The sequence below is a fragment of the Pseudomonas gregormendelii genome (genome assembly GCF_017114825.1).
Lineage (GTDB): Bacteria > Pseudomonadota > Gammaproteobacteria > Pseudomonadales > Pseudomonadaceae > Aquipseudomonas > Aquipseudomonas gregormendelii.
The window spans coordinates 15,944-29,903 of the sequence record NZ_JADEVO010000005.1 but is presented as its reverse complement, the minus strand read 5'-3'; the positions used below and the strand labels follow the sequence as shown (position 1 = coordinate 29,903).

The window sequence follows — 13,960 nt, the reverse complement described above, 5'->3', positions numbered from 1 at the left end:
CCAACAGGTTTAAAAACGAATGAATGCTCTTGCCCGCCGCGCTGCAGGCCTGCTGCTCAGCACAGTTTGTCTGCCACTCTCAGCCTTGGCTGCCGATCCCCAACCCACCCACGAATTCACCCTGGACAACGGCCTCAAGGTCGTAGTGCGCGAAGACCATCGAGCGCCGGTGGTCGTTTCCCAGGTCTGGTACAAGGTCGGCTCCAGCTACGAGACCCCAGGCCAGACTGGCTTGTCCCATGCACTGGAACACATGATGTTCAAGGGCAGCGAAAAAATCGGCCCCGGTGAAGCCTCGTTGATCCTGCGCGACCTGGGCGCTGAAGAGAACGCATTCACCAGCGACGATTTCACAGCCTATTACCAGGTGCTGGCCCGTGATCGCCTCGGCGTCGCCTTCGAGCTTGAAGCCGACCGCATGGCCAGCCTGCGCCTGCCACCCGACGAGTTCGCCCGTGAAATCGAAGTCATCAAGGAAGAGCGCCGCTTGCGCACTGATGACAAGCCCATGTCCAAGGCCTATGAGCGCTTCAAAGCCATGGCCTACCCGGCCAGCGGCTACCACACGCCAACCATCGGCTGGATGGCCGACCTGGACCGCATGAAGGTCGAGGAGCTGCGCCATTGGTACCAATCCTGGTACGTGCCGAACAATGCCACCCTGGTGGTGGTCGGCGACGTCACTCCAGACGAGGTCAAGACCCTGGCCCAGCGCTATTTCGGCCCGATCCCCAAGCGTGACGTGCCTTCAGCCAAGCAGCCTCTGGAACTGGCCGAGCCCGGTGAACGGAAGATTACCCTGCACGTGCAGACCCAATTACCGAGCCTGATGCTGGGCTTCAATGTGCCGAGCATCGCCACGGCTGAAGACAAGCGCTCGGTCAACGCGCTGCGCCTCATCTCGGCCCTGCTGGACGGCGGCTACAGCGGCCGCATCCCGACCCAACTGGAACGCGGTGAAGAACTGGTGTCCGGCGGTTCTTCGAGCTATGACGCCTACACCCGTGGCGACAGCCTGTTCACCTTGTCGGCGACCCCCAACACCCAGAAAAACAAAACCATCGCCCAGGCCGAGGCCGGCTTGTGGAAACTGCTCGACCAGTTGAAAACCACCGCACCTGCCACTGAAGAGTTGGAGCGGGTGCGCGCACAGGTCATCGCCGGCCTGGTCTACGAGCGCGACTCGATAACCAGCCAGGCCACCTCCATTGGCCAGCTGGAAACGGTAGGCCTGTCGTGGAAACTGATGGACACCGAACTCGCCGACCTGGAAAGCGTGACCCCGCAAGACATCCAGAAGGCCGCCAAGCTGTATTTCACCCGCGAACGTCTCAGCGTCGCCCACGTACTGCCACAGGAGACGACTCATGAGTGAGCGTAAAAAACCGCGCCTGGCGCTGATCGGCCTCGTCGTTGTCGCGCTGATCGGCTCCGCGACCGTCTACCTGCTGCGGCCCGACGACTCGACAGCCAGCGAGGCCCTCGACAAGGCCAAGTCCAGCCAGAAGCTGCAATCCCTGGCCGAGCTCGATGGCAAGGCGCCGAGCCACCGCTCCCTGGATGTGCAGACCTGGAACACCGCCGAAGGCGCCAAAGTGCTGTTCGTCGAAGCTCGCGAGCTGCCGATGTTCGACCTGCGCCTGATTTTCGCCGCCGGCAGCAGTCAGGACGGCGACGCGCCCGGCCTCGCCCTGCTGACCAATGCCATGCTCAACGAAGGCGTTGCAGGCAAGGACGTCGGCGCTATCGCCCAGGGTTTTGAAGGCCTGGGCGCCGATTTTGGCAATGGTGCATTCAAGGACATGGCGCTCGCCTCGCTGCGCAGCCTCAGCGCCGCAGATAAACGCGCGCCGGCCCTGGAGCTGTTTTCCGAAGTAGTGGGCAAACCGACCTTTCCCGCCGACTCCTTTGCGCGCATCAAGAACCAGATGCTCGCCGGCTTCGAATACCAGAAGCAGAACCCCGGCAAACTTGCAGGCCTGGAGCTGATGACCCGTCTTTACGGCGACCACCCCTACGCCCACTCGAGCGACGGCACGGCGAAAACCGTTCCTGCAATTACCTTGGCGCAACTCAAGGCCTTCCATGAGAAAGCCTATGCCGCTGGCAACGTGGTCATTGCCCTGGTCGGAGACCTGTCTCGCGCCGATGCCGAGGCCATTGCCGCGCAAGTGTCCAGCGCCCTGCCAAAAGGCCCGGCACTGGCGAAAATCGCGCAACCGGTAGAGCCCCAGGCCAGCATCGGCCACATCGAGTTCCCTTCCAAGCAGACCAACCTGATGCTCGCGCAGCTGGGCATCGACCGTGAAGATCCGGACTATGCCGCATTGTCCATGGGCAACCAGATTCTCGGCGGTGGCGGTTTTGGTACTCGGTTGATGACCGAAGTCCGGGAGAAACGCGGCCTGGCTTACGGCGTCTACTCCGGCTTCACGCCCATGCAGGCGCGCGGCCCATTCATGATCAACCTGCAGACCCGCGCCGAAATGAGCGAAGGAACCTTGAAACTGGTGCAGGATGTCCTCGCCGACTACCTCAAGACAGGTCCGACCCAGAAAGAACTCGACGACGCCAAGCGCGAACTGGCCGGCAGCTTCCCGCTGTCGACGGCCAGTAATGCCGATATAGTTGGCCAACTGGGCGCCATGGGGTTCTACAACCTGCCGCTGAGTTACCTGGACGATTTCATGCGCCAGTCGCAAAGCCTGACCGTCGAGCAGGTCAAGGCTGCATTGAACAAACACCTGAGCACGGACAAAATGGTCATCGTCAGCGCTGGCCCGACCGTGCCGCAAAAGCCGTTACCGGCCCCTACTGATAAACCTGCCGAGCAACCGCTCGGGGTTCCGGAGCATTAATGGCCAGTTCTCGCCCTAAAAAACCTGTTCACAACGTGCATAACGGCGTGAATCAATTGCGCATCATCGGCGGCGAATGGGGCAGCCGAAAGCTGAGCTTCCCCGACGCACCAGGCTTGCGCCCGACGCCGGACCGGGTGCGTGAAACCCTGTTCAACTGGCTCGCGCCTTATGTCGCCGGGGCGAAAGTGTTCGACCCCTTCGCCGGCAGCGGCGCGCTGTTCCTCGAGGCATTGTCCCGAGGCGCCGCCATGGGCCAGGCGCTCGACGCCAGCAACATTGCCGTGTCGAGCATCAAGGAGCACCTGGGCACGCTGCGTTGCACCACCGGGCAAATCCAGACGGCCGACGCCTTGCGTTACCTGGAAACCCAGGCCGCCGTGGCCTACGACCTGGTATTCCTCGACCCGCCGTTCAACCAGAACCTGTTGCCAACCGTGTGCACCCTGCTTGAAGAGCGCCAGTGGCTGGCCGACGAGGCCTGGATCTACACCGAGAGCGAAAACGCGCCATCGAGCCTTGGCTTGCCAGGCAACTGGCGCCTGCATCGGGAGCAGAAATCCGGGCGGGTGTACTACGCGTTGTGGCAACGTATGGCACAGATCGCGGGTTAATCGACCCGCCTGAAAAGGTGCCTGCCTCAATAGAGGCAAGCGCCGCCGCCTCGAGAGTAATCGTGTCCCCTCCGTCAGAACGCTTCACCCCCGCCTTCGGCCTTGGCAACCCGCACTTGCAGACATTGTGGGGACCGCTGTGGCGTAAAACCACCCACATTGAACGCGAGCGCGAGCGCCTGTGGCTTGAGGATGGGGACTTTCTTGACCTCGACTGGCATGGCCCGCAGGGCCCCGACACCCCCTTGGTGCTGGTTTTGCACGGGCTGACCGGCTCTTCGAATTCACCTTATGTCGCGGGCGTGCAAAAGGCGCTGGCGGCCCGGGGCTGGGCCAGCGTCGCACTGAACTGGCGCGGTTGCTCGGGGGAACCGAACCTGTTGCCGCGCAGTTACCATTCCGGCGCCAGCGAAGACCTGGCCGAAACCCTCAAGCACCTGCGCGCCAGGCGGCCACTCGCTCCGTTGTACGCAGTTGGTTACTCCCTGGGCGGTAATGTGTTGCTCAAATACCTGGGTGAAAGTGGCCGTGACAGTGGCTTGCAGGGTGCTGTGGCGGTATCGGTGCCCTTTCGCCTGGATCAATGTGCAGATCGCATCGGCCAGGGTTTTTCAAGGGTCTATCAGGCGCATTTCATGCGCGAGATGCTGGCCTACATCAAGAACAAGCAACGCCAGTTCCAGCATGACGGGCGCGAAGATGGACTGGCGTCCCTGGCGGCCTTGGGCTCTCTGGAGAACATGCGCACTTTCTGGGACTTCGATGGCCGGGTGACCGCTCCACTGCACGGCTATGCCGATGCCGAAGATTATTATCGCCGAGCGTCGAGCCGTTATTTCCTTGGGCAGATCCAAACGCCAACGCTGATGATCCAGGCGGCTGACGATCCATTCGTATTCCCGCACAGTCTGCCCCGAGCCGACGAGTTATCCACGTGCACCCAGTTCGAGTTGCACGCCGCAGGTGGGCATGTCGGGTTTGTCGAGGGTTCGGTGAGGCAGCCGGGATACTACCTGGAGCGGCGCATCCCAGCGTGGCTGGCAAATCCCCTGTAGGAGCGAGCTTGCTCGCGAAAAACCCGAGAGCGCTGCGGGGTGCCTGATTTCCAGCGTTATCGTTCACCTCCATCGCGAGCAAGCTCGCTCCTGCAGGTACTGGATTATTCGCCCCTGGCGACGCCTCGCGCAGGATCATTGATCCACTCGCTCCAAGACCCCGCATACAACGCCCCCAACGGATAACCCGCCAGGCACAGGGCGAACAGGTTATGGCACGCAGTCACCCCGGAGCCGCAATAGGCCACCAGTTCCGTCGGCGAACGGTCTGCCAGTTTCGCCGCAAAGCGCTGCTTTAACTGATCAGCCGGCAAGAATCGCCCGTCGCCGCCCAGGTTATCGGTGAACGCTGCGCATTGCGCCCCGGGAATATGCCCCGCTACCGGATCGATCGGCTCCACTTCGCCCTTGAAACGGACCAGGGCACGAGCATCGAGCAAGGTCATGTCCGGCTGGTCGAGACGCTGCTGCAATTGTTCGCTGCTCAGCACCAACGAGGCGTCCGGTTCACCGGTGAAGGTGCTGCGCTCTTTGCCGGGCGCATCCAGGCTCAGTGGCAAGCCGGCGGCATGCCAGGCCTTGAGTCCGCCATCAAGGATGAACACGCCGTCACGCTTGCCCAGCCAGGCCAGCAACCACCAGGCCCGCGCCGCGAACGCACCAGGACCGTCGTCATACAGAACCACTTCACTGTCGGGATTGATGCCCCATGCCTGCAGGCGTTCAATCAGGTCGTCGGGGTTTGGCAATGGATGTCGACCGGTCACGCCCCTGACGACGGTCCCGCTTAAATCCCGCTCCAGGTCGGCAAAACTCGACCCTGCGATATGGCCCTCCGAGTAACTGCGCTGGCCGTAGTCCGGATCTTCCAGGGCAAAACGACAATCCAGGATCACCAGCCCCGGCTGCTCCTTCTTCAGGTCCAACGCTTGCGGGCTGATCAACTGCGCAATAGGCATAACGGGCTCCTGTGATTAAAGCGGTTCTGATTCCTCATGCGCTTCTTCAAGCGCCTGACCCAGCGGCACATAAAATTCTTCATACAGCGCATTGACCTCATCACGCGCCTGATCCGTGACGAAGCCCGCCTCCAGCACCAGCACCTGATACACCCCACGCTTGACGGCTTGCTCACTCAAGTGATTGGAATTTTCCCGCGTCGTGCAGAGAAAACGCACCCAGGAGGTCAGGATAATCCAGGCGTTGAGGGTCAGGGACTCGATCTGCACCTTGTCCATGCGCAGGATCCCGGCCTCGACGAAGCCGGCGTAGATATGCGTGCCATGGATCAGGCAGCGCTGGGAAAAGCGTCGGTAGCGCCCGGCCAGCTCCGGATCGCTGTCGAGCAGGTGCTCGAGGTCACGATGCAGGAAGCGATACCGCCACATGGCTGCCAGCAGTTCCTTGAGGTAGAAACGCTTATCTTCCACCGTGGAGGCGCGGCCCTGGGGTGGACGCAGGAAGCTGTCCACCAGGCTTTCGTACTCACTGAAGAGCACGGCAATGATCGCCTGCTTGTTAGGGAAGTGGTAGTAGAGGTTGCCCGGAGAAATCTCCATATGGGCAGCAATGTGGTTAGTGCTAATGCTGCGTTCGCCTTGCTGGTTAAACAGCTCGAGGCTGTTCTGCACGATGCGCTCGCTGGTTTTTATTCGAGGGGCCATGGCTTGAGCTTTAATTCAGGAATGCGATGGAGAGCATCTTACGGCCTATCCGCAACCGGATAAAACAAAGCTGCACCAGGATGTCAGTTGACTTTATAGAGCATAGACTCTAGAAAGTTATCCAGTAAAATAAAAATCCGGAGCTGACCATGACCGCTGACGTCGCCTACCTGCAAAACCTGCAGCAGCCGTTGGAAGAACTACGCAGCCTGTTTGATGCTCAACGCGCTGCGTACGCTGCCAACCCGATGCCTCCTGCAGCTCAGCGTCAGCAATGGCTCAAAGCGTTAAGGGATTTGCTCAGCACTGAGCGCCAGGCCCTGATCGACGCTATCAGCCAGGATTTCAGCCACCGCAGCGCCGATGAAACCCTGCTCGCTGAACTGATGCCCAGCCTGCATGGCATCCATTACGCGAGCCAGCACCTGAAAGGCTGGATGAAGCCCTCGCGACGCAAAGTCGGAGTTGCGTTCCAGCCTGCTTCAGCCAAAGTCGTGTACCAGCCTTTGGGCGTGGTCGGCGTGATCGTGCCGTGGAACTATCCGCTGTACCTGGCCATTGGGCCTCTGGTTGGCGCGTTGTCGGCGGGTAACCGGGTGATGCTCAAACTCAGCGAATCCACGCCAGCCACCGGATTGCTGCTAAAGGAACTGCTGGGACGGATTTTCCCCCAGGATCTGGTCTGCGTCGTGCTCGGTGAAGCTGATGTTGGCGTAGCATTTTCCCGGCTGCGTTTTGACCATCTGCTGTTCACCGGCGCCACCAGTATCGGCAAGCACGTGATGCGCGCGGCAGCTGAGAACCTGACGCCAGTCACCCTGGAACTGGGCGGAAAATCCCCCGCGATCGTGTCCCACGATGTGCCGCTCAAAGACGCCGCCGAGCGCATCGCCTTTGGCAAGACGCTAAACGCCGGGCAAACTTGCGTGGCCCCCGACTACGTGCTGGTGCCGCACGACCGGGTCGGTGGCTTCGTTGAAGCCTATCGCCAGGCCGTTCGCGGGTTTTATCCGACACTGGCAGACAACCCGGACTACACCGCCATCATCAATGACCGCCAACTGGCGCGCCTCAACGGCTACATCAGCGACGCTACCAGCAAGGGCGCGCTGCTGATACCGCTGTTCGAGCAGGGTCAGGGACGCCGCATGAGCCATAGCCTGCTGCTCAACGTCAGCGATGACATGACCGTGATGCAGGACGAAATCTTCGGCCCGCTGCTGCCGATCGTGCCCTATACGGACCTGGCGCAAGCATTTGCCTACATCAACCAGCGCCCCCGTCCGCTCGCCCTGTATTACTTTGGCTACAACAAGGGCGAACAGCAGCGCGTTCTCCATGAAACCCACTCCGGCGGTGTCTGCCTCAATGACACCCTGCTGCACGTCGCACAGGACGACATGCCGTTTGGCGGCATCGGCGCATCCGGCATGGGCCATTACCACGGCCACGAGGGTTTTCTGACGTTCAGCAAAGCCAAGGGCGTTTTGATCAAGCAGCGCTTCAATGCGGCGAAGCTGATCTATCCGCCTTATGGCAAAGCCATCCAGAAGCTCATCCAGAAGCTGTTCATCCGCTAAACATCATCGCCGGGTAATAACAATAATGAATCCCAGCCTGTCCGATACACCCGCGCTGTCACGTCGCGGCCTGCTGAAATTCAGCTTGGGCGCCACGGCTTTCCTTGCCACGGCCGGTTTGGGCGCAAGCCTCAGCGGCTGCTCCTCAAGTACGCCGGCCAGCGGTTTCGCAATACTGCGCCGAGGGGACCTGCTGTTTTTGCGAGCACTGATTCCAGTGATGCTTGATGGCGCGGTGGCTACCGAGCAAATGCCGCACGCCGTCGATAGCACCCTGAAAAATCTGGACAACGGCCTCAATCATCTCTCGCCGCAGATGCTCAAGCTGACCCAGCAGTTGTTCGACGTGCTCGGCTTGACCGTCACTCGCGGCCCGCTGACCGGCGTTTGGGGCAGTTGGGAGAATGCCAGCGCCGATGAAGTCCGGCAGTTCCTTGATCGCTGGGAAAACAGTTCGTTAAGCCTGCTGCGCATGGGCCATAGCTCACTGCTGCAGCTGGTGATGATGGCTTGGTATAGCCGGCAAGAGTCGTGGGCACATTGCGGGTATCCGGGCCCGCCTGCTGTCTGAGACCGGGGGATGCCATCGCGAGCAGGCTCACCTCCCACCTTTATCGCGTAACCCTGTGGGAGCGAGCCTGCTCGCGATGGCGTCGGTAGCCTCACCACAAAACCAAAACAATAACGAGAACCCGAACATGCCCGTACCTGATCCGTTCCGTGAAGGCCTGGCCCGCGGCTGGAAAACCTACAACGGCTCGCAACTGACCGAGGACCTGACCCTGGAAGCCGACGTGGCAATCATCGGCAGCGGCGCCGGCGGCGGCACCACGGCAGAAATCCTCAGCGCCGCCGGATTCAAGGTGTTGCTGATCGAAGAAGGTCCCCTCAAGACCAGCAGCGACTTCAAGATGCTCGAAGACCAGGCCTACGCCAGCCTCTATCAGGAAGGCATCGGCCGCATGAGCAAGGACGGCGCCATCACCATACTGCAAGGGCGCGCGGTGGGCGGCACCACGCTGATCAACTGGACATCGAGCTTTCGCACCCCGCCCCCGACGCTCGAACACTGGGCCCGGGAACATGACGTAAAGGGCCACAGCCCTGCCGACATGGCGCCGTGGTTCGAGAAAATGGAGCAGCGGCTCGGGGTCGCCCCCTGGATGGTACCGCCCAACGCCAATAACGACGTAATCCGCAAAGGCTGCGAAAAACTGGGCTACAGCTGGCACGTGATTCCGCGCAACGTTCGTGGCTGCTGGAACCTGGGTTACTGCGGCATGGGCTGTCCGACCAATGCCAAGCAGTCAATGCTGGTGACGACCATTCCAGCCACCCTGGAAAAAGGCGGTGAATTGCTCTATCTGGCTCGCGCTGAAAAGCTCTCGATCAAGGACGACAAGGTCATCGGCCTGAGCTGTGTCGCGATGGATGAGCGCTGCGTTGCGCCCACGGGCAGGACGATCACGGTCAAGGCGCGACATTACGTACTGGCCGGGGGCGCAATCAACAGCCCGGCGCTACTGCTGCGCTCCGCGGCCCCCGATCCGCACAAGCGCCTGGGCAAACGCACGTTCCTGCATTTGGTGAACATGTCTGCCGCCCTGTTCGATGAGGTGATCAACCCGTTCTACGGCGCTCCGCAGTCGATCTACTCCGATCACTTCCAGTGGCAGGACGGTACCAGCGGCAAGATGTCCTACAAACTGGAAGTACCACCTCTGCACCCGGCGCTCGCCACCACGCTGCTGGGCGGCTTCGGCGAAGAGAATTCCCGACACATGGAGAATTTGCCGCACACCCACGCCATGTTGGCGCTGCTACGTGACGGCTTTCACCCGGATAGTCCCGGCGGCAGCGTCGAATTGCGCGGTGACGACACCCCGGTGCTCGACTATCAGGTTTCTGCCTATGCCTGGGACGGCTTGCGCCGGGCGTTCCACAGCATGGCCGAAATCCAGTTTGCCGGTGGCGCCAATGCAGTGATGCCGATGCATGCTGATGCTCGCCACGTCAAAACCCTGGCCGAAGCGCGCACGCTGATCGACAGTTTGAGCCTGGAGCTCTACCGCACCCGCCTGGGCAGTGCCCATGTGATGGGCGGTTGCGCCATGGGCGAAGAGCCGAAAAACGCCGTGACCGACAGCCTCGGCCGTCATCACCAGATCAGCAACCTGTCGATCCATGATGGCTCGCTATTCCCCACCAGCATTGGTGCAAACCCTCAATTATCGGTGTACGGACTGACCGCGCAACTGGCCACCGCGCTCGCCGACCGTTTAAAAAATCCGTGAAAACGAGGAATAGTCCCATCGTCTATAGTGCTTTCTTACCCAACAGGCGACTTGGCCGACCGGGAATGCTGCGATACCATCCGACTCCCCAACGGACTCCCGCCAGGACGACGCGATGAACCGAGTGTTGTACCCAGGTACCTTCGACCCTATTACCAAGGGCCATGGCGATCTGGTCGAACGCGCCTCGCGCCTGTTCGATCACGTGATCATTGCCGTCGCCGCCAGCCCGAAGAAAAACCCCTTGTTTCCCCTGGAACAACGGGTGGAGCTGGCTCGCGAGGTCACCAAGCATCTGCCGAACGTGGAAGTGGTCGGTTTCTCGACGCTGCTGGCGCATTTCGCCAAAGAGAAAAACGCCAACGTCTTTCTCCGTGGATTGCGCGCAGTGTCGGACTTCGAATACGAATTTCAGCTGGCCAACATGAACCGTCAGCTTGCACCGGATGTGGAAAGCCTGTTTCTCACTCCATCCGAGCGATACTCGTTCATCTCCTCGACGCTGGTCCGTGAAATTGCGGCCCTGGGCGGCGATATCACCAAATTCGTGCACCCTGCGGTGGCGGATGCCCTCACCGAACGCTTCAAGAAATAACGCAGGCTGCAGGAGCCAGCTTGCTGGCGATGAACGTTAACGATGACGCGCGGGCTGCCTGGGTAAACTTGGCGCTCTCCCGTCCATCGCGAGCAAGCTGGCTCCTGCAGCGCCAATACGGCACAATTGCGCGCATTGGTTTATAGCGCCTGGGTCTTCCACCCTGGCTGGAGTTAGCATGTCCCTGATCATCACCGACGATTGCATCAACTGCGACGTCTGCGAGCCCGAGTGCCCGAACGCCGCCATCTCCCAAGGCGAAGAGATCTATGTGATCGACCCCAACCTGTGCACGCAGTGCGTCGGCCACTACGACGAGCCACAGTGCCAGCAAGTATGCCCGGTGGATTGCATTCCGCTGGATGAGGCACATCCGGAAACTGAAGAGCAGTTGATGGCGAAGTATCGTGTGATTACCGGTAAGGTCTGATTTCTGGAGTGATGCAACTGGCCTCACTCCCGCTGCTCAAACCCCTCCCCAATGCACCCCAGGCACCGCACAAACGCTGCCCGCGCCGGGTCCACCACCAGCGCCTGCCCCGCATCCCCAATGCCGCCGCCCAGCGCGGTGAAGGGAAGCGACACCACAAACGCCCCTGCACCGATCACCGTCGCCACCACCAGCAAGGGTCGGGCGATCAGCAAGTCGCCGATCATGGCGTAGGCCGGGGGATTCTGGATGGTGTAGCGCGGGTCGCCGCTGCCATTGCTGGCTGCCAGCACCGGCGCTGCAACGCTCAATAACAACACGACGACTAGGGTTCGAAACGAATTCATGGCACGGTCCTTCGGCTGAGCAGTGAACACAGACTATAGCCCGTAGGGCCAGTCAACTTTGACAACGAGGGCAAAAGACACTCGCACGCTGCCCCAGCTTTACTTCTCGCAACCCGGTTCCGCAGACCTTGCAGTGCTCGCCACCACGACCGTAGACAAACAATTCCTGCTGAAAATAACCCGGCTGCCCGTCACCGCCGATAAAGTCGCGCAAGGTGGTGCCGCCGCGCTCGATCGCGTGGATCAGGATGCGCTTGATCTCGATGGCCAGTTTCAGATAGCGCGCCCGGGAAATGCTCTTGGCCTCGCGGCGCGGGTCGATTCCGGCGGCGAACAGTGCCTCGGTCGCATAGATATTGCCCACCCCCACCACCACTGCGTTATCCATGATGAACGGCTTGACCGCCATGGATCGCCCACGGGACTGTTGAAACAGGCGCTCGCCGTCGAACAGCTCGGTCAACGGTTCCGGCCCCAGGCGTACCAGCAGCTCGTGATTGAGCGGGTCAAGGCTCCAGAGCATGGCGCCGAACCGACGCGGATCGGTGTAGCGCAGGGCCAGGCCTGATTCCAGCTCGATGTCCACGTGCTCATGCTTGGCCGCCGGGGTGCCGGCCTCCACCAGGCGCAAATTGCCGGACATGCCCAGGTGGCTGATCAAGGTGCCTACTTCGGCATTGATCAGCAGGTACTTGGCGCGCCGCTCCACCAGCACGATGCGCTGCCCGGACAGGCGCACGTCGAGGTCTTCGGGTATCGGCCAGCGCAGGCGTCGATCACGCACAATCACCCGGCTGACGCGCTGGCCCTCAAGGTGTGGCGCGATCCCGCGGCGAGTTGTTTCAACTTCTGGCAGTTCAGGCATGGCGCACTCGAATCAGGACTGGGTCAGAGAGGGATCAGCACTCAGCGATGATTGCCGAGGTCGCGAATGGTTTGCTTGAGGGTCTCGAAGTCGTAGTCCGAGAGGCCGACATAATCGAGCACCAGGTGACTGATGCTGTTCCACTCATGGTCGATTTTCTGATTGCCCAGCACCCGATACGACGCGCAGATGTGTTCGGCCATCTTGAGGATCGCCAGCAGGTTCTTCAACTGACTGTTGCGGGACGAGTCATCGCTGAAGATCGCCAGGGCGTTGTGGTGGTTGGCGATCGCATGGGATACATGCTCCGGCAGACGCCAGGACTTCGCCGTGTAGTAGCCGACCACCGCATGGTTGGTGTTGAACCGGCTGTTTTCCGTATCGACCACCCGACATTCCGCACTGGCGTTGGCGTAGGCCTCCTCCAGCACACCCATGTAGTCGGGGAAACGCTGCAGCATCAGCGGCACACCGCAATCGTGAAACAGACCCAGGGCATAGGCTTCGTCGCCCGCCTGTCCGCCGAGGCGCTTGGCCAGGGTCAGGCACGTCATTGCCACGTCCTGGGCGGTGTCCCAGAATCGGTTCAAGGTGACGATGGTGTCGTCGTTCATCTCGCCCTTGATCGACATCGCATTGATCAGGTTGATGACCGAACGGCTACCCAGCAGATTCACTGCGCGCTGGATCGAGGCGATCTTGTTGCTCAGGCCGTAATACGGCGAGTTGACGATCTTCAACAGTGAACCGGACAGGCCAGGGTCCTGGGAGATCAGCTTGGCGATCACCTCCAGGTCCGGGTCCGGCATGTACTGCTCCATTTGCAAATCCACCATGATCTGCGGCTGGGCCGGCACGCTAATGCCTTGCAGGGTCTGTTGAATCTGTTCGGTGGTCAGCTCTTGGGACATAAGTACGCGCTCTGGGACAGGCGGCAATTCTAACCTTTATGAAGTTGGATCCGACACACCAGCGGGCACATCGGAGGAACTTTCATCCACGTCCCGGCTTCGGACTGAGTAATGCCCACGGGCAAACATGTACTCACCTCAGGAGCTGTAATCATGTCTCATTCCCTGAACGGCAAGCGTGTCGCGATTCTGGTAACCGATGGTTTCGAGCAGGTTGAACTCACAGGTCCGAAACAGGCTCTGGAGGACGCCGGCGTTCAAGTCGATATCCTGTCGGCCGAGCAAGGCCAGGTCAAAGGCTGGAATCACGACGAGCCCGCGGATGATTTCAAGGTCGACGGCACGTTCAAGGGTGCCAGCGCCGACCATTACGACGCCATTGTGCTGCCGGGCGGTGTGCAGAACTCCGACACCATCCGCATCGACCAGGACGCCCAGCATCTGGTCAAGACCGGCACTTCGGCGGGCAAGCCTATCCCGGTGATTTGCCATGGCGGCTGGTTGCTGGTGTCTGCCGGACTGGTCAGCGGCAAGACCATGACCAGCTACAAGACGCTCAGGGACGATCTGTTGAATGCCGGGGCCAATTGGGTCGACAAGGAAGTGGTCAAGGACGGTAACCTGATCAGCAGCCGGCAGCCGGATGATATTCCGGCGTTCAATCGGGAGTTGATTGCCGCGCTTTCCGAGTATTAGTTCGAGGCCGCCTTCGCGGGCAAGCCCGCTCCCACAGGGATCTGCTGTGCA

15 protein-coding genes are annotated in these 13,960 nt (G+C 60.8%); 10 read left to right on the top strand and 5 right to left on the bottom strand.

Annotated features, from left to right (window positions below):
- The first annotated feature begins 19 nt into the window (after window positions 1-19).
- The 4 genes from IMW75_RS05280 to IMW75_RS05265 all read left to right on the top strand — a co-directional run bounded on the left by IMW75_RS05280 (window position 20) and on the right by IMW75_RS05265 (window position 4,527).
- Entirely contained in the window at window positions 20-1,375 is a 1,356-nt protein-coding gene (locus tag IMW75_RS05280) for a M16 family metallopeptidase (RefSeq protein WP_045059810.1), read from the top strand.
- Window positions 1,368-2,858 (top strand): M16 family metallopeptidase, encoded by a 1,491-nt coding sequence (locus IMW75_RS05275; RefSeq protein WP_045059809.1) that lies wholly within the window; start codon window positions 1,368-1,370, stop codon window positions 2,856-2,858. Before IMW75_RS05280 ends, IMW75_RS05275 begins: the two co-directional genes overlap by 8 nt.
- Complete coding sequence (rsmD, locus tag IMW75_RS05270) at window positions 2,858-3,472, top strand: 16S rRNA (guanine(966)-N(2))-methyltransferase RsmD (RefSeq protein WP_045059808.1); 615 nt, start codon at window positions 2,858-2,860, stop codon at window positions 3,470-3,472. The genes IMW75_RS05275 and rsmD overlap by 1 nt, the downstream gene beginning before the upstream one ends.
- Before the next feature lie 62 nt (window positions 3,473-3,534).
- Complete coding sequence (locus tag IMW75_RS05265; RefSeq protein WP_205892048.1) at window positions 3,535-4,527, top strand: hydrolase; 993 nt, start codon at window positions 3,535-3,537, stop codon at window positions 4,525-4,527.
- 104 nt (window positions 4,528-4,631) lie between these two features.
- Here IMW75_RS05265 and IMW75_RS05260 read toward each other — a convergent pair whose 3' ends face one another.
- Window positions 4,632-5,486 carry a sulfurtransferase gene (locus IMW75_RS05260; protein ID WP_205892047.1) on the bottom strand — a complete coding sequence of 285 codons (855 nt, stop codon included), beginning with the start codon at window positions 5,484-5,486 and terminating at the stop codon, window positions 4,632-4,634.
- Window positions 5,487-5,501: 15 nt separating this feature from the next.
- Complete coding sequence (locus IMW75_RS05255; RefSeq protein WP_045059805.1) at window positions 5,502-6,191, bottom strand: TetR/AcrR family transcriptional regulator; 690 nt, start codon at window positions 6,189-6,191, stop codon at window positions 5,502-5,504.
- Window positions 6,192-6,340: 149 nt separating this feature from the next.
- Here IMW75_RS05255 and IMW75_RS05250 point away from each other — a divergent pair, with 149 nt between their 5' ends.
- The 5 genes from IMW75_RS05250 to IMW75_RS05230 all read left to right on the top strand — a co-directional run bounded on the left by IMW75_RS05250 (window position 6,341) and on the right by IMW75_RS05230 (window position 11,090).
- Entirely contained in the window at window positions 6,341-7,771 is a 1,431-nt protein-coding gene (locus IMW75_RS05250; protein WP_205892046.1) for a coniferyl aldehyde dehydrogenase, read from the top strand.
- Window positions 7,772-7,796: 25 nt separating this feature from the next.
- Window positions 7,797-8,342, top strand: coding sequence for a hypothetical protein (locus IMW75_RS05245; protein WP_045059803.1), 546 nt, complete (start codon window positions 7,797-7,799; stop codon window positions 8,340-8,342).
- Window positions 8,343-8,469: 127 nt separating this feature from the next.
- On the top strand, window positions 8,470-10,065 hold the full coding sequence (locus IMW75_RS05240) for a GMC family oxidoreductase (protein ID WP_205892045.1): 1,596 nt from the start codon (window positions 8,470-8,472) through the stop codon (window positions 10,063-10,065).
- A 115-nt stretch (window positions 10,066-10,180) separates the two neighbouring features.
- Complete coding sequence (gene coaD / locus IMW75_RS05235; RefSeq protein WP_045059801.1) at window positions 10,181-10,660, top strand: pantetheine-phosphate adenylyltransferase; 480 nt, start codon at window positions 10,181-10,183, stop codon at window positions 10,658-10,660.
- 178 nt (window positions 10,661-10,838) lie between these two features.
- Window positions 10,839-11,090 carry a YfhL family 4Fe-4S dicluster ferredoxin gene (locus IMW75_RS05230; RefSeq protein ID WP_028621174.1) on the top strand — a complete coding sequence of 84 codons (252 nt, stop codon included), beginning with the start codon at window positions 10,839-10,841 and terminating at the stop codon, window positions 11,088-11,090.
- Between the two features lie 23 nt (window positions 11,091-11,113).
- Here IMW75_RS05230 and IMW75_RS05225 read toward each other — a convergent pair whose 3' ends face one another.
- From IMW75_RS05225 to IMW75_RS05215, 3 genes are read right to left on the bottom strand one after another with little or no spacing between them, the layout of a single operon-like run.
- Window positions 11,114-11,437, bottom strand: a complete 324-nt coding sequence (locus tag IMW75_RS05225) for a hypothetical protein (protein ID WP_045059800.1) — start codon at window positions 11,435-11,437, stop codon at window positions 11,114-11,116.
- 52 nt (window positions 11,438-11,489) lie between these two features.
- Window positions 11,490-12,302, bottom strand: a complete 813-nt coding sequence (gene mutM, locus IMW75_RS05220) for a bifunctional DNA-formamidopyrimidine glycosylase/DNA-(apurinic or apyrimidinic site) lyase (protein ID WP_045059799.1) — start codon at window positions 12,300-12,302, stop codon at window positions 11,490-11,492.
- Between the two features lie 41 nt (window positions 12,303-12,343).
- Window positions 12,344-13,159: an HDOD domain-containing protein gene (locus tag IMW75_RS05215; RefSeq protein WP_177328558.1), complete on the bottom strand. Its 816-nt coding sequence runs from the start codon at window positions 13,157-13,159 to the stop codon at window positions 12,344-12,346.
- A 207-nt stretch (window positions 13,160-13,366) separates the two neighbouring features.
- Between IMW75_RS05215 and IMW75_RS05210 the strand changes: the two genes are divergently transcribed.
- Window positions 13,367-13,909 (top strand): type 1 glutamine amidotransferase domain-containing protein, encoded by a 543-nt coding sequence (locus IMW75_RS05210; protein WP_205892044.1) that lies wholly within the window; start codon window positions 13,367-13,369, stop codon window positions 13,907-13,909.
- Window positions 13,910-13,960: the final 51 nt, after the last annotated feature.